20 protein-coding genes and 1 tRNA gene are annotated in these 23,396 nt (G+C 68.1%); all 21 read right to left on the bottom strand.

Annotated elements, in window-relative coordinates:
• Window positions 1–8: 8 nt before the first annotated feature.
• Entirely contained in the window at window positions 9–977 is a 969-nt protein-coding gene (truB, locus tag Q0863_RS12130) for a tRNA pseudouridine(55) synthase TruB (RefSeq protein ID WP_298578181.1), read from the bottom strand.
• Window positions 978–1,153: 176 nt separating this feature from the next.
• Complete coding sequence (gene rbfA, locus Q0863_RS12125) at window positions 1,154–1,492, bottom strand: 30S ribosome-binding factor RbfA (RefSeq protein WP_298578179.1); 339 nt, start codon at window positions 1,490–1,492, stop codon at window positions 1,154–1,156.
• A 106-nt stretch (window positions 1,493–1,598) separates the two neighbouring features.
• Entirely contained in the window at window positions 1,599–4,190 is a 2,592-nt protein-coding gene (infB, locus tag Q0863_RS12120) for a translation initiation factor IF-2 (RefSeq protein ID WP_298578177.1), read from the bottom strand.
• A 95-nt stretch (window positions 4,191–4,285) separates the two neighbouring features.
• Window positions 4,286–5,797, bottom strand: coding sequence for a transcription termination factor NusA (nusA, locus tag Q0863_RS12115; RefSeq protein ID WP_298578175.1), 1,512 nt, complete (start codon window positions 5,795–5,797; stop codon window positions 4,286–4,288).
• A 101-nt stretch (window positions 5,798–5,898) separates the two neighbouring features.
• On the bottom strand, window positions 5,899–6,480 hold the full coding sequence (gene rimP, locus Q0863_RS12110) for a ribosome maturation factor RimP (RefSeq protein WP_298578172.1): 582 nt from the start codon (window positions 6,478–6,480) through the stop codon (window positions 5,899–5,901).
• Between the two features lie 469 nt (window positions 6,481–6,949).
• Window positions 6,950–7,933: a hypothetical protein gene (locus Q0863_RS12105; RefSeq protein ID WP_298578170.1), complete on the bottom strand. Its 984-nt coding sequence runs from the start codon at window positions 7,931–7,933 to the stop codon at window positions 6,950–6,952.
• 24 nt (window positions 7,934–7,957) lie between these two features.
• A tRNA-Met gene (locus Q0863_RS12100) sits at window positions 7,958–8,034 on the bottom strand.
• 68 nt (window positions 8,035–8,102) lie between these two features.
• Window positions 8,103–9,563, bottom strand: coding sequence for an NADH-quinone oxidoreductase subunit NuoN (gene nuoN, locus Q0863_RS12095; RefSeq protein ID WP_298578168.1), 1,461 nt, complete (start codon window positions 9,561–9,563; stop codon window positions 8,103–8,105).
• A 73-nt stretch (window positions 9,564–9,636) separates the two neighbouring features.
• On the bottom strand, window positions 9,637–11,151 hold the full coding sequence (locus tag Q0863_RS12090) for an NADH-quinone oxidoreductase subunit M (protein ID WP_298578166.1): 1,515 nt from the start codon (window positions 11,149–11,151) through the stop codon (window positions 9,637–9,639).
• Window positions 11,152–11,155: 4 nt separating this feature from the next.
• Entirely contained in the window at window positions 11,156–13,267 is a 2,112-nt protein-coding gene (nuoL, locus tag Q0863_RS12085; protein WP_298578164.1) for an NADH-quinone oxidoreductase subunit L, read from the bottom strand.
• A 324-nt stretch (window positions 13,268–13,591) separates the two neighbouring features.
• Entirely contained in the window at window positions 13,592–13,915 is a 324-nt protein-coding gene (gene nuoK, locus Q0863_RS12080; RefSeq protein WP_298578162.1) for an NADH-quinone oxidoreductase subunit NuoK, read from the bottom strand.
• Complete coding sequence (locus Q0863_RS12075) at window positions 13,915–14,565, bottom strand: NADH-quinone oxidoreductase subunit J (protein WP_298578160.1); 651 nt, start codon at window positions 14,563–14,565, stop codon at window positions 13,915–13,917. Before Q0863_RS12075 ends, nuoK begins: the two co-directional genes overlap by 1 nt.
• Before the next feature lie 10 nt (window positions 14,566–14,575).
• Window positions 14,576–15,064 (bottom strand): NADH-quinone oxidoreductase subunit NuoI, encoded by a 489-nt coding sequence (gene nuoI, locus Q0863_RS12070; RefSeq protein WP_298578158.1) that lies wholly within the window; start codon window positions 15,062–15,064, stop codon window positions 14,576–14,578.
• Window positions 15,064–16,182, bottom strand: coding sequence for an NADH-quinone oxidoreductase subunit NuoH (nuoH, locus tag Q0863_RS12065; RefSeq protein ID WP_298578156.1), 1,119 nt, complete (start codon window positions 16,180–16,182; stop codon window positions 15,064–15,066). Before nuoH ends, nuoI begins: the two co-directional genes overlap by 1 nt.
• The gene (nuoG, locus tag Q0863_RS12060; RefSeq protein WP_298578154.1) at window positions 16,179–18,440 is read right to left on the bottom strand and encodes an NADH-quinone oxidoreductase subunit NuoG; all 2,262 of its coding nucleotides are present in this window, start codon (window positions 18,438–18,440) and stop codon (window positions 16,179–16,181) included. Before nuoG ends, nuoH begins: the two co-directional genes overlap by 4 nt.
• Complete coding sequence (gene nuoF, locus Q0863_RS12055; protein WP_298578152.1) at window positions 18,437–19,804, bottom strand: NADH-quinone oxidoreductase subunit NuoF; 1,368 nt, start codon at window positions 19,802–19,804, stop codon at window positions 18,437–18,439. Before nuoF ends, nuoG begins: the two co-directional genes overlap by 4 nt.
• Window positions 19,804–20,331, bottom strand: a complete 528-nt coding sequence (gene nuoE, locus Q0863_RS12050; protein WP_298578150.1) for an NADH-quinone oxidoreductase subunit NuoE — start codon at window positions 20,329–20,331, stop codon at window positions 19,804–19,806. Before nuoE ends, nuoF begins: the two co-directional genes overlap by 1 nt.
• Window positions 20,332–20,339: 8 nt before the next feature.
• Window positions 20,340–21,638, bottom strand: coding sequence for an NADH-quinone oxidoreductase subunit D (locus Q0863_RS12045; protein WP_298578252.1), 1,299 nt, complete (start codon window positions 21,636–21,638; stop codon window positions 20,340–20,342).
• Window positions 21,639–21,658: 20 nt separating this feature from the next.
• Window positions 21,659–22,447 carry an NADH-quinone oxidoreductase subunit C gene (locus Q0863_RS12040; protein WP_298578148.1) on the bottom strand — a complete coding sequence of 263 codons (789 nt, stop codon included), beginning with the start codon at window positions 22,445–22,447 and terminating at the stop codon, window positions 21,659–21,661.
• A complete protein-coding gene (locus tag Q0863_RS12035) occupies window positions 22,440–23,048 on the bottom strand; it encodes an NADH-quinone oxidoreductase subunit B (RefSeq protein WP_298578146.1) in 609 nt (202 codons plus the stop codon). The genes Q0863_RS12040 and Q0863_RS12035 overlap by 8 nt, the downstream gene beginning before the upstream one ends.
• On the bottom strand, window positions 23,039–23,395 hold the full coding sequence (locus tag Q0863_RS12030; RefSeq protein ID WP_298578145.1) for an NADH-quinone oxidoreductase subunit A: 357 nt from the start codon (window positions 23,393–23,395) through the stop codon (window positions 23,039–23,041). Before Q0863_RS12030 ends, Q0863_RS12035 begins: the two co-directional genes overlap by 10 nt.
• Between the last annotated feature and the right edge of the window lies 1 nt (window position 23,396).

Here is a 23,396-nt window from a genome sequence, read left to right as displayed (position 1 = left end):
GGACAAGGTCAGCGCGTGACGCCCGCCGCGGCCTCGACCGTCCAGGTGAACAGCCGCTGCGGCCGCAGGGCGCCATCGGCCACGTCGCCCAGCCCCAGCGCCCGGCCGCCCGGACCGAACACGGCCACGCTGCCGGACGGGTGGAAATCCCCGTTCACGGCCTGCCCGCGGCCCAGGCGGCGCGCCTGCGCCTCGTCCAGCTCGACCGGCGGCCACGAGGCCATGCCGTGTTCCAGCGGCAGCAGGCAGGCCAGCAGGCAGTGGTCGCCGCGGGCGGAGAGCGCCTGGAGCTCGTCCAGGGTCCACATCCGCGGATCGCGGAACGGGTCCACCCACAGCCGCCGCAGTTCGGCCACGTGCGCGCCGCAACCCAGGGCCTCGCCCAGGTCCCGGACCAGGCTGCGCACGTAGGTGCCCGACCCGCACTCGACGTGAAGGCGCAACTGCGGGGGCACCCCGTTCAGGTCGTCGAGCAGGTCGCCGGCCGACTCCAGCCGGAACTCGTGGACGTCCACCGGTCGTGGCTCGACCTCGACGATCTCGCCGCGCCGGGCCTTGGCGTACAGCGGTTCGCCGCCGCGCTTGAGCGCCGAGTAGATCGGCGGGCGCTGCTGGATGTGCCCGGTGAGCGCATGCAGGGCGGCGTCGATCCGCGGGATGCGCAGCGCCGGCACCGGACGCTCGCGCAGCGGCTGGCCGTCGGCATCGTCGGTGTCGGTGACCACGCCCAGCCGTGCGACGGTGTCGTAGGCCTTGCGCGCGCCCAGCAGGCCGCCGGCGATCTTCGTGGCCTCGCCGAAGCACACCGGCAGCAGGCCGGTGGCGAGCGGATCGAGGCTGCCGGTGTGGCCGGCCTTCTCGGCGCGGAACAGGTGGCGCACGCGCTGCAGCGCCTGGTTCGAACTCAGGCCACGCGGCTTGTCGAACAGCAGGATGCCGTCGAGCTTCCTGAATTTCGTGCGTGGGCGGGAGGTCATCGGGAGGATTGTAGAGGCGGAGGACGGTGCTGCCTGCCGCCCGCATCGGCCAAGCCCCGGCGGGAGCCGCCCTGCCCGTCACCGGGCGACGACGCGGTCACGCGACGCAACCGCGCCGGACGCGGTCCGGAACGACCCGGGCCGCGCGCCGCAGGAAGGACGGCAAGGTCGACGCGCTACAGGTCGCGCAGCAGCTGGTCGATGCGTTCGCCGCGGTCGACCGAATCGTCGTAGTGGAAGTGCAGCTCGGGGACATGCCGCATCTTCACCGCACGCGCCAGGCGGAAGCGGATCTCGTACGCGACGGCGCGCAGCCCCTTGATCGCCTCGACCGCGCGTTCGGACTGCAGCGCGGTCACGAACACCTTGGCATGCGCCATGTCGCGGGTGACTTCCACGTCCGACACGCTCACCGACGGCAGCCCGTGTTCGGCCACCGCCTCGCGCACCAGCGTGCCCAGCTCCCTGCGGAGCTGTGCGGCGATGCGGTCGGTGCGATTGAAGGACTTGGTCATTTCGGGATTCGGAATTGGGGATTCGGGATTCGGAAAAGCGGACGGGGACGCGAAGCGGAGTGTTCTGTCGAATCCCCAATCCCGAATCCCGAATCCCGGCGGACGCCTACAGCGTCCGCTGGACCTCGATGCGCTCGAAGCACTCGATCTGGTCGCCCGGCTTGACGTCGTTGTAGGCCTTCACCGCGATGCCGCACTCGGTGCCGTTGCGCACTTCCTCGACGTTCTCCTTGAAGCGGCGCAGCGATTCGAGTTCGCCCTCGAAAACCACCGTGTTGTCGCGGAGCACGCGGATCGGACGGTTCTTGCGGACCACGCCCTCGACCACGATCGAGCCGGCGACGGCACCGAACTTGGAGCTGCGGAACACGTCGCGGACCTCGGCGATGCCGATGATCTGCTCGCGGATCTCCACGCCCAGGATGCCGGAGGCCACCTGCTTCACCTGGTCGATCACGTCGTAGATGATCGAGAAGTAGCGCAGGTCCAGGCCGCTGTTCTCGATGACCTTGCGCGCCGAGGCGTCGGCACGGACGTTGAAGCCGATGATCGTGGCCTTGGCGGTGGCCGCGGCATTGGCGTCGGACTCGGTGATGCCGCCCACGCCAGAGACGATCACGTTGATGCGGATCTGCTCGTTCGACAGCGCGGTGACGGCCTGGCGCAGCGCCTCCACCGAACCCTGCACGTCGGCCTTGATGACCAGGTTGAGCTGCTGCTGCGCCTCGCCCTGGCCCATCTGGGCCATGATGTCTTCCATGCGGTTGCCGGCCTGCGCCACCAGGCGCAGTTCGCGGCGCTTGGCCTCGCGCTGCTGGGCCACGTCCTTGGCAAGGCGCTCGTCCGCGACCACGACGAAGTCGTCGCCCGCGTCCGGCACGCCCGACAGGCCGAGCACCTGCACCGGGATCGAGGGCCCGGCGCTGGCGACCTGCGACCCGGTTTCGTCGAACAGCGCGCGCACGCGGCCGAACTGCACGCCGCACACCAGGTAGTCGCCCTTCTCCAGCAGGCCCTGCTGCACCAGCACGGTCGCGATCGGGCCGCGGCCCTTGTCCAGCGAGGACTCGATGACCGTTCCCGAGGCGCGGCCTTCGGACACGGCGCGGAGTTCGAGCACCTCGGCCTGCAGCGAGATCGCGTCGAGCAGGTTGTCCACGCCCTGGCCGGTCTTGGCCGACAGCTCGACCATCTGCGTGTCGCCGCCGAAGTCCTCGGCGACGAGATCGTGGGCGAGCAGTTCGTTCTTGATCCGCTCCGGATCGGCGTCGGACTTGTCGACCTTGTTGATCGCCACGATCAGCGGCACCTTGGCCGCCTTCGCGTGCTGGATCGCCTCGATCGTCTGCGGCATCACGCCGTCGTCGGCCGCGACCACCAGCACCACGATGTCGGTGAGCTTGGCTCCGCGCGCGCGCATCGAACTGAACGCGGCGTGGCCCGGGGTGTCGAGGAAGCTGACCACGCCCTTGTCGGTTTCGACGTGGTAGGCGCCGATGTGCTGGGTGATGCCACCGGCCTCGCCGGTGGCGATCCTGGTGCGGCGGATGTAGTCCAGCAGCGAGGTCTTGCCGTGGTCGACGTGACCCATGATCGTGACCACCGGCGGACGCTGCGACGCTTCGCCGCCCGCGCCCTCGACGTGGGCCAGCAGCTCGGACTCGGCGTCGTTGGCTTCGGCCGCGACCGCCTTGTGGCCCAGCTCCTCGACCACCAGCACCGCGGTGTCGTGGTCGATGCTCTGGGTGATGGTGGCCATCACGCCCATCTTGAACAGCGCCTTGACCACGTCGCCGCCCTTGAGCGCGAGCTTCGAGGCCAGGTCGGCCACGGTGATCGCCTCGCCGATCGCCACTTCGCGCACCACCGGCGCGGTCGGACGCTCGAACCCGTGCGGACCGGCGCCGCTGCGCGACTGCTCGACCTGGCGACGCGACCGCGGCTTGCTGCTGCGCGTGTTGCTGCGGCGCGCGCGCTCGGTCGCGCTCAGGTGCAGCTGGCCGGCGAAGCGCGCCGTGCTGTCGTCGTCCTCGACGCCCGCCACCATCGCGTGCGAGCCGCGGTTGCCCTTGTGCTTGGGACCGGCGTTGCGCTCGTCGCGCGCCGGCGGCGGCTTGGGATGGCCGTGGCCATGCGCCGGCTTGCGCGCGGCGGCATCGGCCTCGGGCGCGGCGACGGCCTGTTCGGCTTCCTTGCGCAGGCGTTCGGCCTCGGCCTCCTGCTGGCGCTTGAGTTCGGCCGCCTCATCGGCGCGACGCTGGTCTTCCTCGGCCAGGCGCTGCTGCTCGGACAGGTTGCGCTGGCGCGACTCCTCGAGCTTGCGCAGGATCTCGGCCTGCTCGTCGTTCACCGGCGCGGCGGGGCCCTTCGCGGCTTCGGCGGTCGGCTTGACCAGCGTGACCTTGCGGCGCACCACCACGTCGACGGTCGAGCGGTTCTTGCCGCCGCCAACGGTGAGCTCCTGCTTGCGGGTGCGGCTGAGCGTGATCTTCTTCGGCGCCACGGCCTCTTCGGCAGGCTTCTCGTCCTTGCCATGGGTGCGGCGCAGGAAGCCGAGCAGCTTGACCTTTTCGGTGCTGGTGACGACCTGGTCGGGATCGTTGAACGCCATGCCCGCTTCGGACAGCTGTTCCAGCAGCTTCTCCACCGGCGTGTTGACCAGGGCGGCGAGCTTGCGGATGGTGGTTTGTTGCGACATTCGGGTCCTATGCTCTGTTTGGCGCCCCCTCGCCGAGAGCAAGGGAAGCGCGGATTCTAAGCCCTGATCGGTGCAGGGCGGCGTTCATCGCGTGGTCATTCGCCGCGCTCCAGGCGTGCGATTTCCTCGGCGCGGGCAGCCAGGATCAGCGCCGCGGCGCGTTCCCCGTCGAGTCCCTCGATGCCGAATTCGAGCACTTCGTCCGCCGCCAGGTCGGACAGTTCCTCGCTGGTACGCACACCGTGCGAGGCCAGCGCATAGGCGGTTTCGTCGTCCATGCCTTCCAGCGCCAGCAGGTCCTCGGCCGGCGCGTTCTCGTCGAGCTCCTCCTCGACCGCGAGCGCGTCGTTGAGCAGCGCGTCGCGGGCGCGGGCGCGCAGTTCCTCGACGATGTCCTCGTCGAAGCCCTCCACCGCCAGCAGCTCGCCGACCGGCACGTAGGCGATTTCCTCGACCGTGCCGAAGCCTTCCGACACCAGGATGCCGGCGATTTCCTCGTCGACCTCGAGCTTTTCCTGGAACAGGGCGCGTGCGGCGGCCTGCTCGGCCTCCGACTTCGCCGTGACCTGGTCCTGGGTCATCACGTTCAGCTGCCAGCCGGTGAGGCGGCTGGCCAGGCGCACGTTCTGGCCGCCCTTGCCGATCGCCTGGGCGAGCTTGTCCTCGGCCACGGCCAGGTCCATCGAGTGCTTGTCCTCGTCGACGACGATGGACTGCACCTCGGCCGGCGCCATCGCGTTGATCACGAACTGCGCCGGGTTGTCCGACCACAGCACGATGTCCACGCGCTCGCCGTTGAGTTCGTTGCTCACCGCCTGCACGCGCGAACCGCGCATGCCGATGCAGGCGCCGATCGGATCGGTGCGGTTGTCGTAGGCGATGACGGCGATCTTGGCGCGGTCGCCCGGATCACGCGCGCAGGCCTTGATCTCGACCAGGCCCTGGCCGACTTCCGGCACTTCGAGCTTGAACAGTTCCATCATGAACTCGGGCGCGGCGCGGCTGATGAACAGCTGCGGGCCACGGGGTTCGCTGCGCACGTCGAACAGGTAGCCGCGGATGCGGTCGCCGGCGCGCACGATGTCGCGCGGGATGGCCTTGTCCTTGGGGATGAACGCTTCGGCGTTGCCGCCCAGGTCGACGTAGACGTTGCCGCGCTCCACGCGCTTGACCACGCCGGTGACCAGTTCACCGATGCGGTCCTTCCACGCGTCCACCACCTGCTGGCGCTCGGCTTCGCGCACGCGCTGCACGATCACCTGCTTGGCGGCCTGCGCGGCGATGCGGCCGAAGTCGACGTTCTCGATCTGCTCTTCGATGTAGTCGCCGACCTCGACGCCTTCGACTTCGTCGACCGCGTCCATCAGGCGGATCTGGCGATCCGGCGATTCCATCACCACGTCGTCGGCCACCACTTCCCAGCGGCGGAACGTCTCGTAGCTGCCATCCTTCGCGTCGATCGACACGCGGGTCAGCACGTCCTGGTCGAGGTAGCGCTTCTTCGCCGCCGTGGCCAGCGCGGCCTCGATCGCTTCCAGGATCACCGACTCGGGAACGCCCTTCTCGTTGGCGACGGCGTCCACGACCAACAACAGTTCTTTGCTCATCTATGTAAGACCTCTGAAAACCGGCTTGATCCTGTCATCACTCCCGGACGCTGCGCCCGGTCCCTCGTGCCGCGCCGCAAAACGCCCGGCACGGCGGAAAATCAGTCGCGCCGCGGCCTGGCCGCGCGCCGTCCCGGCGCCTTGCGCCCCGGCTTGCCCGGGCGGGCGTCGCCGCCGGGCAGGTCGCGCGCCGGTGCGTAGCCCAGCGCCGCCCAGTCCGGTACCAGGCGCGCCTTGTCGATGTTGTCGGCCGACACTTCGAACGGTTGGCCGTCGATGTCGAACACGATCGTTCCGCCATCGACCGAGACGATGGTGCCGGTCAGCCGGCGGCGGCCGTCCTGCGGCAGCTTCAGGCCGACCTTGGCGCGTTCTCCGGTGAAGCGCGCGAACTGCGCGGCATCGAACAGCGGCCGGTCCACGCCCGGCGAGGAGACTTCCAGCGTGTAGTTGCCGGAGATCGGATCCTCGACGTCGAGCTGCGCGGACACCTCGCGGCTGACCGCTTCGCAATCCTCGATCGTGACGACCCGGTCGTCGGACTCCGCCTGCGGCACGTCGATGTACAGGCGCACCAGCGAGCCGCCCGGCGCGGGCAGGTACTCGATGCCAAGCAGTTGCAGCCCCAACGATTCCACCGTGGGCGCAAGCAGCGTGCTGATCTGTGTCGCCTTGTCCGTCACGTCGCGTCGTTCAACCTTGTCCAGATCGCCAGAAAGCCGATCGCCAGAAACAGCAAAGGGCCCGATGGGCCCCTTGTCCTGAATGTCCGGCCAGAGCCGGATTTCGGTATCGAGGCAAGCAGTGACCTCGATGAAGCCCGGTTTCCAGGCGCCATCGCGAGGCTTCAGCGCCTGCGATGACCCGGTGAAACCAGTAGCGCGCGCGCTCCATCCTGACCTGCAGAGCCGTTCAGGGTGCCGCTGCGCCGCGCAAGCCCGGAATCATAGCGGCTGGCCGCGGGCAAGTCCACCTTTGCGCCGGTCGCTGCGGCGGGTGCCGCCACGCGAACCAGGTCCGCTCGCAGGGCGTTGCGGGCCGGATCACCACGCTTCGCCGCTCGCGCCTGAGCCGCACCGGCTCTGCGGCGAGACCCGACGCCCAGCCCCCTGCCGGCGATACCCTGCCCGCACCGGCCCTGCGGCTGCGCACTCAGCCGTAGGGCGTGAAACCGACCGGGATCGGGCCGACGTGCTGGTCCGCGGCGAGGATTTCGACGAAGTTGGCCGGATCCGAGGCATTGCCACCCACGAGGATCGGGTCCGTGCCTTCGAGGATGAACGTGGGGCGGGTGCCGGAGGCCGGGTTGCCACCGCCGGCCCAGCCAGCGGCCGTCGACAGCTTCACCCACGCCGCACGCGTCGTGGCGTCGACCGCCATCTGCACGACGATGCGCTGGCCCGACGCGCCGGAAAGCGACCCGACCTCCATCTTCGTGTCGCGCGGCAGGCCGTAGTTGGCGTAGGCCACGACCGTCCACGCGGACACCGCCTGCGTGGACGCGCCTGCGGCGCCGTAGGAACGACCGGGGTGCGCGGCGTCGCCGAGCTTGCCCACGGCGTCGCCCCACAGCGAGACGCCGGCTGCGTGCCGGCCTCCGTGGAAGACGACTGCTTCGACGTACGTCCGGCCGCTCAAGGGCTTGCGCAGGAAGCCCGTCGCCACCACGTCGGCGCCGTTGCTGCCGAGGCGCGTTCCGCTTCGCGTCAGCGTTGCGTTGGCGTTGGTGTGGTGGAAGGCCAGTCTTCCGTCTGGGATTCCTGTCGCCGCCGTCGCGGCGGCGGCGGACCAGTGCGGCGTTGCAGTCGTGAAGCGGGTCGCCGCGGCCGTCGGCCCGGGGACATCGCCCGCCTCTACGCTGGATCCGAAGCCGCCCCACAGGATGCCGACGGCAAGGAGGACGTGTCGCAGATTGATCAAGGTCGGCTCGCGGAGATCGGCACGGCGCGCATGATGCCATCGACGCAGGCCGCTTCCGCACGATTGCGTCGCGCCAATGGCGCGTGCACGCATCGCGAGCGGCCGCCACCCGCAGATCGATGCGCACGCGACAGGAAATACGCATGCCATCGCCATCGCCATCGCCAGAAACGAAAAAGGCGGCCCCGTTTCCAGGGCCGCCTCTTCGTCATCCACGCCGGAGCAATGCGCGGATATGTTTGGTAGCGGGGGCAGGATTTGAACCTGCGACCTTCGGGTTATGAGCCCGACGAGCTGCCAGACTGCTCCACCCCGCAGCAGAAGCGGAATTATGACGATGGCGGATGCTTTTGGCAAGCCCGGCGCATCGTTTACTTCAGGATGCTCAGGCGAACGCCTGCTGGCACCACTCCATCACCGGGCTCCAGAACAGGCCCAGAGCCAGCAGCGCGAGCGCGTTGAGCGAGAACACCGCCTGCAGCGCACCGCCCCGGACCGTGACCGGTTCGCCCGAGGGCTGGTCGAAGTACATCACCTTGATCACGCGCAGGTAGTAGAACGCGCCGATCACCGCGAACACGATGCCGACGATCGCCAGCCACAGCAGGTCGGCCTCCAGCGCCGCGCGCAGCACCGCGACCTTGGCCCAGAAGCCCAGCAGCACCGGCACGCCGGCCAGCGAAGCCATGATCAGCAGCACCAGGCCGGCCATCCAGGGATTGCGCGCATTGAGGCCGCGGAAGTCCTCGATGCGATCGGCTTCGAAACCCTGGCGCGAAAGCATCACGATCGCGCCGAATCCGGCCGCCGACATGATGGTGTAGCTGATCGCGTAGAACAGCGCCGCCGCATAACCCTCGGCGCCACCGGCCGCGAGGCCCATGAACATGAAGCCCACGTGCGAGATCGTGGAATACGCCAGCATGCGCTTGAGGTTGGTCTGCGCGATCGCGAACAGGTTGCCGACGCCCAGGGACAGCGCGGCCAGCACCGCCAGCAGCAGCTGGGTCTGTTCGTAGTGCGGCCCGAGCGCGATGTCGAGCATGCGCCAGCTCATGCCGAACGCCGCGATCTTCGGCGCCGAGCCGATGAACAACGTGATCGGCGTGGGCGCACCGTGGTAGGTGTCGGGCAGCCACATGTGGAAGGGCGCGGCGCCGAACTTGAACGCGATGCCGACGACCACGAACACCGTGCCGGTGAGCAGCAGGGTGCGGTCCGTGCCGGACACGCCGCCGGCCGCGTCGCGGATGGCGGCAAGGTCGAGCGTGCCGGTGGCGCCGTACACCAGGGTCATGCCGTACAGCAGCAGGCCCGAGGCCAGCGAGCCGAGCACGAAGTACTTCATCGCCGCTTCGGAGGCCATCGGGCTGTCGCGATCCGTGGCGACCAGCGCGTAGGAGCAAAGCGCGAGCAGTTCCAGGCCGACATAGACCATGGTCATGCTGCCGGCCGAAACCAGCAGCATCATGCCGGCGACCGCGAACAGCACCAGCACCGCCACCTCGCCCTTGTACAGCCCGCGCTCGCGCAGGAACGGCCAGATGTAGGCCATCGCCAGCGCGCTGACCAGCAGCAGCACCAGCTTCATCAGGTCCGCGCCCTCGTCGCGCACGAACATCCCCGACAGCGTGCTGCCCTGCCCGCCCACGTCGAGCCAGACCATGGCCGCGGCGGTCAGCAGGGTCGCGATCGCGAGCGCGTGGGTGAGTACGCGGCGGCGGTCGTCCAGGAACAGGTCGAGCATCAGCAGCGCGAACGCGCCGAAGACCACGACCAGCTCGGGCGCCATCGGCGCCAGCTCGGCGAAGGAACGTACGGGAGGGGGCGTCATCGCGGTCGTCATCACTTCATGCATTCCTCGGTGGCCACGCAGGCCACCCTGTCTCCACCCTCGAAGCGGCGGGCCGGGTCCCGGTTCACAGCTTGCTCGCCGCGATGTGGGTCGCCAGCTGCGCGATCGCCGGGTCCATCAGGTCGATCAGCGGCTTGGGCCACACGCCGATCAGCACCGTGCCGACCGCGAAGGTGCCCAGCACGAGCCATTCGCGCCCGTTGATGTCCTTGAGCTGGGCCACGTGCGCGTTGCCGATCTCGCCGAACATCACCCGCTTGACCAGCCACAGCGAGTAGCCCGCGCCGATGATCAGGGTCAGCGCTGCGGTGAAGGCGATCATCGGATGGTGCTGGAAGCTGGCCAGGACCACCATGAACTCGCCGACGAAGCCTGAGGTCCCCGGCAGGCCGGAGTTGGCCATCGCGAACAGCACCATGAAGAAGGTGAACCAGGGCATCACGTTGGCCACGCCGCCGTAGTCCCGGATCATGCGGGTGTGCATGCGGTCGTACAGCACGCCGACGCAGGAGAACATCGCGCCGGAGATGAAGCCGTGCGAGATCATCTGCACCATCGCGCCCTGCAGGCCCAGGCGCGCCGCGTCCTCGCCGCCGCTGACGTCGCGCATCAGCGAGAAGGCGATGAACGTACCCAGGGTCACGAAGCCCATGTGCGCCACGGAGGAATAGGCGATGAGCTTCTTCATGTCCTCCTGGACCAGTGCCACCAGGCCCACGTAGACCACCGCGATCAGCGACAGCGCGATCACCAGCCAGGCCCATTCGTGGCCGGCGTCGGGCGTGATCGGCAGGCTGAAGCGCAGGAAGCCGTAGCCGCCGATCTTCAGCATGATCGCCGCCAGGATCACCGAGCCGCCGGTCGGCGCCTCGACGTGGGCGTCGGGCAGCCAGGTATGGACCGGGAACATCGGCACCTTCACCGCGAACGCGGCGAGGAAGGCGAAGAACAGCCACATCTGCTCGGTCGAGGTCAGGCGCAGTGCGTACAGGTCCGGCAGCTGCCAGCTGCCCGCCTTCAGGTACAGGTAGATCAGGCCGACCAGCATGAAGATCGAGCCTAGGAACGTGTACAGGAAGAACTTGATCGACGCATACACGCGCCGCGGCCCGCCCCAGACGCCGATGATGATGAACATCGGGATCAGCATGGCTTCGAAGAACACGTAGAACAGCAGCGCGTCCACCGCCGAGAACACGCCGATCATCAGGCCTTCGAGGATCAGCAGCGCGCCGTAGTACTGGCTCACGCGCCGGTCGATCGAGGTCCACGCGCCCACCAGCACCAGCGCGGTGGTCAGCGCGGTGAGGATGATCAGGGCGATCGAGATGCCATCCGCACCCAGGTGGTACTGGATGTCGTAGGCCGGGATCCACTCGCGCCGCTCGAGGAACTGCAGGCTGGTGGCGGAGTAGTCGAAGCCGGTGAACAGCGGCAGGCTGAGCACGAACACGAGCACGGCGATCGCCAGCGACAGCCAGCGTGCGCCGGCGGCGCGCTTGTCGCCGAGCGCGAGCACGGCGGCGCCACCGAAGATCGGCAGCCAGATCAGGAGACTGAGGAGGGGCCAGTTCTGCACGGGGTCAGGTCCAATAGCGGATCAGTACGGCCAGGAGCACGATCAGGCCGAGGATCATCGCGAACGCGTAGTGGTAGAGGTATCCGGTCTGCATGCGGCGGACGAGGCCCGCGGCCAGGTCGACGACGCGGGCGGCGCCGTTGACCAGCACGCCGTCGATCAGCTTGCTGTCGACGTCGCGCGAGCCGCGGCCCAGCAGCACGCTGCCGCCGGCGAAGCCCTTGATCCAGAGATCGTCCATGCCGTACTTGTTCTCGAGGACGCGGATCGGCACGCGCAGCGCATGCGCCACCTTCGGCGCCAGGCCGGGCCGCCACACGTACATCAGCGTCGCCAGCAGGAAGCCGGCCAGGCTCAGCCAGAAGGCGGGCGCGACCATGCCGTGCAGGGCGAACGCGACGGGGCCGTGCCACAGGTGTTCCTTGATCTGCGCCATCACGTCGTGCGCAGCGAACACCTCGATGGCGCCGGCGAAGAACGGAGTCGTCTCCTCGTGGCCACTCCAGTCGGTGCCGAACAGCATCGGACCGGCCGTGAAGAAGCCGACCAGGATCGAGGGGATCGCCAGCAGCACCAGCGGCAGGGTCACCACCCACGGGGACTCGTGCGGCTCGTGCACACCGTGGTGGGCGTCGTCGGCGTGCTCGCCGTGCGCGTCCAGGTGCGAAGGCTCGTGTCGGGTTTCCTGGCCGAGCGGTCCGTGCTGCGCCTCGGGATGCGACTGCGGCACTTCGCGGAAACGCTCCGCGCCGAAATAGGTGAGGTAGAGCAGGCGGAAACTGTAGAACGAGGTCACGAATGCGCCCAGCAGCACCGCCCAGTAGCCGTAGGTGCCGACCCAGCCGCGATCGGCGCCGAGCTTCGCCGCCTCGATGATGATGTCCTTGGAATAGAAGCCGCTGAAGAACGGCGTGGCCACCAGCGCCAGCGTGCCGATGACGGTAGTCCAGAAGGTGATCGGCATGTACTTGCGCAGGCCGCCCATCCTGCGCATGTCCTGCTCGTGGTGCATGCCGATGATCACGCTGCCCGCGGCCAGGAACAGCAGCGCCTTGAAGAAGGCGTGGGTCATCAGGTGGTACACCGCCGCCGAGTACGCCGACACGCCCAGCGCCACGGTCATGTAGCCCAGCTGCGACAGGGTCGAATAGGCGACCACGCGCTTGATGTCGTTCTGGACCATGCCGATCAGGCCGGTGAAGAACGCCGTCGTGGCGCCGATGAACAGCACGAAATCGAGCGCGGTGACGCTCATCTCGAAGATCGGCGACATGCGCGCGACCATGAAGATGCCCGCGGTGACCATGGTCGCGGCGTGGATCAGCGCCGAGATCGGGGTCGGGCCTTCCATCGAGTCGGGCAGCCACACGTGCAGCGGCACCTGCGCCGACTTGCCCATGGCGCCGATGAACAGGCAGATGCAGATCATGGTCGCGACCGACCACTCGGTGCTGCCCAGTACCTGGATGGTGGCGCCGTCGAGCACCTCGCCCGCGCGACCGAACACGGTGGCGTAGTCGAGGCTGCCGAAGTACCACATCACCGCGGCGATGCCGAGCAGGAAGCCGAAGTCGCCCACGCGGTTGACCAGGAACGCCTTGAGGTTGGCGAACACCGCGGTCGGCCGCTTGAACCAGAAGCCGATCAGCAGGTACGACACCAGGCCCACCGCTTCCCAGCCGAAGAACAGCTGCAGGAAGTTGTTGCTCATCACCAGCATGAGCATCGAGAAGGTGAACAGCGAGATGTAGCTGAAGAAGCGCTGGTAGCCCGGGTCGTCGGCCATGTAGCCGATGGTGTACACGTGCACCAGCAGCGACACGAAGGTCACCACCACCATCATCATCGCGGTGAGGTTGTCGACCAGGAAGCCGACGTGGGCCGAGTAGTTGCCCACTTCGAAGAAGGTGTAGACGTTCTGGTAGTACGGCGCCGCACCCTGCCCCACCAGTTGCCACAGCACGTAGCCCGACAGCGCGCAGCTGACCGCGACGCCGAGGATCGTGACCGTGTGCGCGCCTGCGCGGCCGACCTGGCGGCCGAAGAAGCCGGCCACGATCGCGCCCAGCAGCGGTGCCAGCACGATGATCAGCAGGTGGGTTGTCGAAATCGCCATGTCTTGTCCATTACCGGAGTCGTATCGTCTTCACTTCCCCGGGCGTCCGTCGATGCACGCGCCGGTGCCAACCGCGTACCTCATATCCCGAATTGTCACCACAGCCTTCCATTGCAGTCCTGCATGGGCTCCGGAGAGACCCGGCCCGGCCATCCATGGCCGGGCGTTCGCCGCAGCGCGGACCAGTGGTCCGCATACCTTGCGCTCGAGTTGTCATTGCGGCCATCCATGGCGGTACGGCGTGGGCTCCGGGGAGATCCGGCCCGGCCATCCATGGCCGGGCGTTCGCCGCAGCGCGGACCAGTGGTCCGCAAGCGCTGCGGCTCACCCCTTCAGCGTGTCGATCTCGGCGACGTTGATGGTGCGGCGGTTGCGGAACAGCGTGACCAGGATCGCCAGGCCGATCGCGGCCTCCGCGGCGGCCACGGTCAGGATGAAGAACACGAAGATCTGCCCGGCCTCATCGCCGAAGTGGCGCGAGAAGGCGATGAAGTTGACGTTGACCGCGAGCAGCATCAGCTCGATCGACATCAGCAGGATGATCACGTTCTTCCGGTTGAGGAAGATGCCCGCCACGCTGATGCAGAACAACGCCGCGCCCAGCGCGAGATAGTGGCCCAGCGCCAGCCCTTGTCCGAAGAACTCCATTACTTCGCCTCCCCTTCCGCGCCCGCGGCATCGGCCGGTGGCGCTTCGACGACCGGCCGCTCGGCCGCCATGCTCACCATGCGCACGCGATCGGCGGCGCGGGTGCGCGTCTGCTCGCCCGGGTTCTGGTGCTTGGCGCCCGGGCGGCGGCGCAGGGTAAGGGTCACGGCAGCCACGACCGCCACCGTCAGGATCAGCGCAGCCACTTCGAAGGGCAGCAGGAAGTCGGTGAACAGGCGCCGTGCGATCCAGCTGACGTTATTGGCGCCCACTGCATCGACCTGGTCCACGCCGAACGGCGCCAGCCGCGACTTTATGCCGATCAGGGTGAGGATCTCGACCAGCATCACCACCGCCACCAGCAGGCCGACCGGCAGGTAGCGCACGTAACCCTCGCGCAGCGGCACCACGTCGATGTCCAGCATCATCACCACGAACAGGAACAGCACCATCACCGCGCCCACGTACACCAGGATCAGGGCCACGCCGAGGAACTCGGCGCCGGCGAGGATCCAGGTGCAGGCCACGGTGAAGAAGGTCAGCACCAGGAACAGCGCGGCGTGCACCGGGTTGCGGACGCTGATCACCGCACCGGCCGAGGCGACGGCCACGGCAGCGAAGGCGAGGAAGGCGAGCAGTGCGAAATCCATGGTCGGTCGCTTATCGGAAGGCGGCGTCGGCGGCGCGGCGCTCGGCGATCTCGGCTTCGAGCCGGTCGCCGATGGCCAGCAGCTGCGGCTTGGTGACGATGTTCTCGCCACGGTTCTCGAAGTGGTACTCGTGCAGGTGGGTCTCGACGATCGAGTCGACCGGGCAGGACTCCTCGCAGAAACCGCAGTAGATGCACTTGAACAGGTCGATGTCGTAGCGCGTGGTGCGGCGCGTGCCGTCCTCGCGCGGCTCCGAATCGATGGTGATCGCCAGCGCCGGACACACCGCCTCGCACAGCTTGCAGGCGATGCAGCGCTCCTCGCCGTTCGGGTACCGGCGCAGCGCATGCAGGCCGCGGAAGCGCGGCGACTGCGGCGTCTTTTCCATCGGGTACATCAGCGTGTACTTGGGACGGAACAGGTACTTGAGCGTCAGCGCCATGCCGCCGAGCAACTCGAGCAGCAGCAGGCTCCGGAACCATGAAACGAACTTGCCCATCAGACGCCCGCCTCGAACACGCCGAAATACGCCATCAACGCCACCACCACGATCCAGCCGATGCTCAGCGGGATGAAGACCTTCCAGCCCAGCCGCATGATCTGGTCGTAGCGGTAGCGCGGGAACGAGGCGCGGAACCAGATGAAGCAGCTGGCGAAGAAGAACACCTTGGCGAACAGCCACCACCAGCCGTCGCCCAGGATCACGGCCAGCACCGGCACGTCGGGGATCCAGGCAGCGGGGATCGGCGAGAGCCAGCCGCCCAGGAAGAAGATCGGGGTCAGGAAGCTGACCAGGATCATGTTGGCGTACTCGGCCAGGAAGAACAGCGCGAACGCCGAGCCCGAGTACTCGACCATGTGCCCGGCCACGATTTCCGACTCGCCTTCCACCACGTCGAACGGTGCGCGGTTGGTCTCCGCCACGCCGGACACGAAGTAGATGACGAACAGCGGCAGCATCGGCAGCCAGAACCACTCCAGCAGGCCCGCGTTGCCCGCCTGCGCCATCACGATCTGCGACAGGTTCAGGCTGCCGGCGCCGACCATCACGCCGACCAGGGCGAAGCCCATCGCGATCTCGTAGCTCACCACCTGCGCGGCCGAGCGCATCGCGCCCAGGAACGCGTACTTCGAGTTGGAGGCCCAGCCGGCCAGGATCACGCCGTACACGCCAAGCGAGGTCATCGCCAGCAGGTACAGCAGGCCCGCGTTGGCGTTGGACAGCACCAGTTGCGCGTCGAACGGCACCACCGCCCAGGCCGCGAAGGCCGGCGCCAGCGTGATCAGGGGTGCCAGCACGTACAGCGCCTTGTGCGCGCTGCTGGGCTGGATGACCTCCTTGAACAGCAGCTTGAACACGTCGGCGAAGGCCTGCAGCACGCCCCAGCCCACGTACATCGGGCCATGCCGCGCGTGCATCCAGCCGATCAGCTTGCGTTCCCAGACGACGTAGAAGGCGACCGTGACGATCACCGGCACGGCGATCGCCAGCACCTTGAGCACGATCCAGACGATCACGCCGATCGCGCCCAGCGACATCAGCCAGTCGTACAGCGGTGCGGTCCAGCCCGACAGCAGGGTGGCCGTGTTGGCGGCGGTCGTGGTGGTCGCGCTCATGCCGCCTCCACCGTGACGTTGCCGGCGCCGAGGGCTGCGGTCGCGCCGTAACCCGACTCCACCCACGCGCAGCCGCGTGCCACCAGGTTGCTGAGATTGACCGGCAGGGCCGCGGTGCCTGCGGCGTTGCGGACCTTCACCATCGCGCCCTGGCCAAGGCCGATGGCGCCGGCGTCGTCCGGATGCAGGTTCAGGCGCGGGCCGACGGTGAGCGGATGCGCCTGCAGCGCCTGCGCGCGGCGGGTCAGTCCGTCGACGCGGTAGATCCCCTGCGAAACCGCCAGCTCGAAGCCCTCGGACGTCGCCGCCACGGTGGCCGCGCCGCGAGCCGCGTTGGGCGCCGAGGCCTGCATTCCGGCGCGCAGGCCGGCCAGGTCGGTGAACTCGAAGCCCGGCAGCGCCAGCATGCCGCCAAGCGCGCGCAGCACCGTCCAGCCCTTGCGCGCCTGGCCTGGCAGCTTGCCGGCGGCGACGGCGCGCTGGTCGATGCCGTCCAGGTTGGTCAGGGTGGCGTCGTTCTCGAACAGCGTGGCGATGGGCAGGATCACGTCGGCGATGCGGCGCGTCGACTCGCAGGCGAAATGGCTGAAGGCCACCACCTGCGCGCCGCCCAGCGCCTTCATCGCCGCGGCCTGGTCGGCAAAGTCCAGGCCCGGCTCGAGGCCGTAGACCACGTAGGCCGCGCGCGGCTCGACCAGCATGGCGCCGGCGTCGCGCGCCGACGGCAGCACGCCGTGGCGCGCCAGTCCCAGCGCGTTGGCGCCCTGCGGAATCCGGCACAGCGCGCCACCGGCCACCTGCGCGAAGCTGCGGGCGGCGGCGCGGATGGCGGCCGCATGCGGGCCATTCTCGGCCACCGCGCCCACGATCACGGCGATGCTGCCGGCATCGCGTACCGCGTCGGCCAGCCCGGCCGAACCCAGCGCTTCGGCGAGCCTGGACGGCGCGACGATGGTCTTGCTGGCGATGTCGAAGGCGAATTCGAAATCGACCGGGTTGACCACGTGCACCTTCGCGCCGCGGCGCCAGGCCTTGCGCACGCGCTGGTGCAGCAGCGGCACTTCATGGCGCAGGTTGGAGCCGACGATGACGATGGCGTCGGCCTGGTCGATATCGGCCACTGCCATCGAAAACGGTTCGGCAACCGCGCCGTCGGACAGGTCGTGCTGGGCGATGCGATGGTCGATGTTGCCCGTGCCCAGGCCTTCGGCCAGGCGCGCCAGCAGGCTGCCCTCCTCGTTCGAGGTGGCCGGGTGCACCAGCACGCCCAGGTTGTCGGCGCCGTTCTCGCGCAGGATCTGCGCGGCCTTGGCCAGCGCCTCGTCCCACGTCGCCTCGCGCCAGTCGCCCGCGTCGCCGTTGCTGGCGATGCGGATCATCGGCTGCGCCGCGCGATCGTCGGCGTACAGGCCCTGGTGGGAGTAGCGGTCGCGGTCGGACAGCCAGCACTCGTTGACCGCATCGTTGTCGCGCGGGACCGCACGCATCACGTCGCCGCGGCGCATGTGCAGGAACAGGTTGCTGCCCAGGGCGTCGTGGAAGCCCAGCGATTCGCGCGCGATCAGCTCCCACGGCCGTGCGCGGAAGCGGAACACCTTGTTGGTCAGCGCGCCCACCGGGCACACGTCGATCACGTTGCCCGACAGCTCGGTGGTCAGCGGCTTGCCGTCGTAGGTGCCGATCTGCAGGTTCTCGCCGCGCTGCATGCCGCCCAGCTCGTAGGTGCCGGCGATCTCCGCGGTGACGCGGATGCAGCGGGTGCACTGGATGCAGCGGGTCATGTCGCTGGCGACCAGCGGTCCGAGATCCTCGTCGGCGACCACGCGCTTGCGCTCGACGAAGCGGCTGACCGAACGGCCGTAGCCCAGCGAGAGGTCCTGCAGTTCGCACTCGCCGCCCTGGTCGCAGATCGGGCAGTCGAGCGGATGGTTGATCAGCAGGAACTCCATCACGTTGCGCTGCGCGCCCAGCGCCTTCTCGTTGCGGGTGAAGACCTTGAGGCCGTCCATCACCGGCGTGGCGCAGGCCGGCGAGGGCTTCGGCGCCGAGCGTCCGCCGACCTCGGTATCGACCAGGCACATGCGGCAGTTGGCCGCGATCGACAGCTTGTCGTGGTAGCAGAAGCGCGGGATCGCGATGCCGGCCTTGTCGGCGGCCTGGATGATCATCGAGCCCTTGGGCGCGGCCAACTCCACGCCGTCGATGAAGACGGTGACGTGGTCGGGCGGCAGGTTCGGGTTGACGGGCTGGGCGCTCACGCGGCCACCTTCCCGGACTCGACCAGCGTGCCGGCGAGTTCGTCGTCGACGTGGAATCGCTTGTTCACGATGGCGTATTCGAATTCATGCCAGTAGTGGCGCAGGAAGCCCTGCACCGGCCAGGCCGCGGCCTCGCCGAAGGCGCAGATGGTGTGGCCCTCGATCTGCCCGGCCGCGGTGCGCAGCATGTGCAGGTCGTCGAGCGTGGCTTCCATGTTGGCGATGCGGGTGAGCATGCGGTACATCCAGCCGGTGCCTTCGCGGCAGGGCGTGCACTGGCCGCAGCTTTCCTTGAAATAGAAGCGCGCGATGCGCTGGCAGGCGCGCACCATGCAGGTGGTGTGGTCCATGACGATGACCGCGCCCGAACCCAGGCCGGAACCGGCCTTCTGGATCGCGTCGTAGTCCATGGTCAGGCCCAGCATCGTCTCGCCCGGGAGCACCGGCATCGACGAACCGCCGGGGATCACGCCCTTGATGCGGTGGCCGTTGCGCATGCCGCCGGCCAGTTCCAGCAGCTCGCTGAACGGCGTGCCGAGGCGGATCTCGTAGTTGCCGGGACGGGCGACATGGCCCGACACCGAGAAGATCTTGCAGCCGCCGTTGTTGGGCTTGCCCAGTCCCATGAACCATTCGGCACCGTTGCGCACGATCGCCGGCACCGAGGCGTAGGTCTCGGTGTTGTTGATCGTGGTCGGCTTGCCGTACAGGCCGAAGTTGGCCGGGAACGGCGGCTTGTAGCGCGGCTGCCCCTTCTTGCCTTCCAGCGACTCCATCAGCGCGGTTTCCTCGCCGCAGATGTAGGCGCCCGCGCCGAGCGCGTTGTAGATCTCGATGTCGATGCCCGAGCCGAGGATGTCCTTGCCCAGCCAGCCATTGGCGTAGGCCTCGCGGGTGGCTTCCTCGAGGTGTTCGAACGGCTCGTGGTGGAACTCGCCGCGCAGGTAGTTGTAACCCACGCCCGAACCGGTGGCGTAGCAGGCGATCGCCATGCCCTCGATCACCGCATGCGGGTTGTAGCGCAGGATGTCGCGGTCCTTGCAGGTGCCCGGCTCGGATTCGTCGGAGTTGCAGAGGATGTACTTCTGCATCTCGCCCTTGGGCATGAAGCTCCACTTGAGCCCGGTCGGGAAACCCGCGCCGCCACGGCCGCGCAGGCCGGACTGCTTGACCATCTCGATCACGTCGGCCGGCGGGATCTTCTCGGTCAGGATCCTGCGCAGCGCCTGGTAGCCGCCGGTCTTGAGGTAGTTCTCGTACGACCACGGCTTGTCGAAATGCAGCGTGGTGTAGACGGCCTGGTGCTCCTTCGGCGCGGGGCCGACGGGGCCGTAGCCTTCGGAATAGTGCGAATGACCCGCCATCACTTCAGCCCGTCCAGGAGCTCGTCCACCTTCTCGGCGGTGAGCTTCTCGTGGTAATGCCCGTTGATCACGACCACCGGCGCGCCGCAGCAGGCGGCCACGCACTCTTCCTCGCGCTTGAGGTAGACGCGGCCGTCTGCGGTGGATTCGCCCAGCTTGCAGCCGAGCTTCTTCTCGGCGTGCTCGACCAGCTGTTCGGCGCCGTTGAGCCAGCAGCTGATGTTGGTGCAGAAGGCGACGTTGTTGCGGCCGACCTTCTGCGTCTCGAACATCGTGTAGAAGGTCGCGACCTCGTAGGCCCACACCGGCGGCAGGTCCAGGTACTTGGCCACCGCGGCGATCAGCTCGTCGGTCAGGAAGCCCTGGTTCTGCTCCTGCGCGGCATGCAGGCCCGGCAGCACGGCCGAGCGCTTGCGGTCCGGCGGGAACTTGGTCAGCCAGTGGTCGATGTGCGCGCGGGTCGCGTCGCTGAGCGCGACCATCGGGTCGACGTTGCGCGCGTTCTCGAAATTGCCTGTCGCTTTCATCGCCTGCCTTACCTGTCGATTTCGCCGAACACGATGTCGTAGGTGCCGATCATCGCCACCACGTCCGACAGCATGTGCCCCTTCACGATCTCGTCCATCGACGACAGGTGCGCGAAGCCCGGCGCGCGCAGGTGCACGCGGAACGGCTTGTTGGCGCCGTCGCTGACCAGGTAGCAGCCGAACTCGCCCTTGGGCGCCTCGACCGCGGCGTAGGTCTCGCCGGCCGGCACGCTGTAGCCCTCGGAGAACAGCTTGAAGTGGTGGATCAGCGCTTCCATGTCGTCCTTCATCTCCTCGCGGGAGGGAGGCGCGACCTTGTAGTTGTCGATCATCACCGGGCCCGGATTGGCCCGCAGCCACTTCACGCACTGTTCGACGATGCGGGTGGACTGGCGCATCTCGGCCACGCGCACCAGGTAGCGGTCGTAGCAGTCGCCGTTGACGCCGACCGGGATGTCGAAATCGACTTCCGCGTACTTCGCGTAGGGTTGCTTCTTGCGCAGGTCCCAGGCCACGCCCGAGCCACGCAGCATCGGACCGGTCATGCCCCACGCCAGCGCCTGCTCCGGCGGGATCACGCCGATGCCGACGGTGCGCTGCTTCCAGATGCGGTTGTCGGTGAGCAGCGTCTCGTACTCGTCGACGCGGGTCGGGAAGTCCTTCGCGAAGGCCTCCAGATAGTCCAGCATCGAGCCTTCGCGCCACTCGTTGAAGCGCTTGAGCTTGCCGCCCTTGCGCCACGGCGATTCGCGGTACTTCGGCATGCGGTCGGGCAGGTCGCGGTAGACGCCGCCGGGACGGTAGTAGGTCGCGTGCATGCGCGCGCCCGACACCGCCTCGTACACGTCCATCAGTTCCTCGCGCTCGCGGAACGAGTACAGGAACACCGCCATCGCGCCGAGATCGAGCGCGTTGGAGCCGATCCACATCAGGTGGTTCAGGATCCGGGTGATCTCGTCGAACATCGTGCGGATGTACTGCGCGCGCACCGGCGCCTCGATCCCCATCAGGGTTTCGATCGCGCGCACGTAGGCGTGCTCGTTGCACATCATCGACACGTAGTCCAGGCGATCCATGTAGCCGATCGACTGGTTGAACGGCTTGGACTCGGCCAGCTTCTCGGTGCCGCGATGCAGCAGCCCGACGTGCGGGTCGGCACGCTGCACCACCTCGCCGTCCATCTCCAGGATCAGGCGCAGCACGCCGTGCGCGGCCGGATGCTGCGGGCCGAAGTTCAGCGTGTAGTTGCGGATCTCCTGCCTGGACTCGGCCGGATTGCTGGCGAAGCCCTCGCTGGCCTGGCGCAGCGGCGTGTGCGGAATGGCGCTCACTTCGACACCTCCGCCCTGCCCGCCCGCTCGCGGCGCGCGCGCTGCTCGTCGACGGCGGTCTGGTAGCGCGCGTCGTCGCGGATCACGCGCGGCACGTTCACCCGCGGCTCCACCGAGGTCACCGGTTCGTACACCACGCGCTTCTTCTCCGCGTCGTAGCGCACTTCGACGTTGCCGATCAGCGGGAAGTCCTTGCGGAACGGATGGCCGACGAAACCGTAGTCGGTCAGGATCCGGCGCAGGTCCGGATGGCCGCTGAAGACGATGCCGAACAGGTCGAACGCCTCGCGCTCGAACCAGTTGGCCACCGGCCACAGCCCGGTCAGCGAGGACACCACCGGCAACTCGTCGCTGGGCCCATGACAGGTCACGCGCACGCGCCGGTTGTGCTGCACCGACAGCAGTTGCGCCACGGCGGCGAAACGCCGCTGCGGCATCGGGATCGCGCCGACGCCGTCGGGCGTGTCGAGCTGCTGCGAGGGCGTTTCGCCGAAGCGGAAACGTCCCGGGCCCCGTCCTTCCACGCCGCGGCTGAAGCCTTCCGAAGAAGCCTCGGTGTCCCACTCGTCGCTGCCGTAACCCAGGTAGTCGACGCCGCACAGGTCGACCAGCGATTCGAATCCGAACTCGTCGCGCAGCGCGGTGCATGTCTCCAGCCAGTCGCCTGCGGTCGACAGCCCGACCTCGCCACGCGGCATCGCCACGGTGACCTCGGCATCGGGGAAGCGCGCGCGCAGGCGATCCGCGAATGCCGTCGCGGTTTCCCGGGACACCCGATCAACCATGACGCATCCCCGTCTTGTCGTCGCCGAAGTTGGTGGCGCGGCGGATCTTCTTCTGCAGCTGCAGGATGCCGTAGATCAGCGCCTCGGCCGTCGGCGGGCAGCCGGGCACGTACACGTCCACCGGCACCACGCGGTCGCAGCCGCGCACCACCGCGTAGGAATAGTGGTAGTAGCCGCCGCCGTTGGCGCAGCTGCCCATCGAGATCACCCACTTGGGGTTGGGCATCTGGTCGTAGACCTTGCGCAGCGCCGGGGCCATCTTGTTGACCAGGGTGCCGGCCACGATCATCACGTCGGACTGGCGCGGCGACGGGCGGAACACCACGCCGTAGCGGTCCAGGTCCAGGCGCGCGGCGCCGGCATGCATCATCTCTACCGCGCAGCAGGCCAGGCCGAACGTCATCGGCCACATCGAACCGGTGCGCGCCCAGTTGAGCAGCACGTCGGAACTGGTGGTGACGAAGCCGCGCTCGAGCAGCGGATTGTTGTCCGCCGATCCACCGAGCAGCGTTTCCGGGCGCAGGATGTCGTCGACGCGCCCGTCGGGCAGCGGGTTGCTGGCCGAATCCGCCAGGCCGCGGATCGCCTGGATCACTCCCATTCGAGCGCTCCCTTCTTCCACACGTAGATGAATCCGAGCAGCAGCATGCCCACGAAGATGCCCATCTCGATCAGGCCCAGCGGCCCGAGCTCGCGGAACACCGTCGCCCAGGGCACGATGAAGATGATTTCCAGGTCGAAGATGATGAACTGGATCGCGATGAGGTAGTAACGCACGTCGAACTGCATGCGCGAGTCCTCGAACGCGTTGAAGCCGCACTCGTAGGGCGAGAGCTTTTCCGGCGTGGGACGCTTCGGGCCCAACAGGTTGCCGATGATCAGCAGAGACACGCCGATACCGGTGGCAACGATCAGGAACAGCAGGGTCGGCAGGTATTCGGCCAGCACT

The sequence above is a fragment of the uncultured Luteimonas sp. genome, from assembly GCF_947492465.1.
GTDB lineage: Bacteria > Pseudomonadota > Gammaproteobacteria > Xanthomonadales > Xanthomonadaceae > Luteimonas.
The sequence above is the reverse complement of the archived record's forward strand: the minus strand, read 5'-3'. Positions and strand labels throughout refer to the sequence as shown.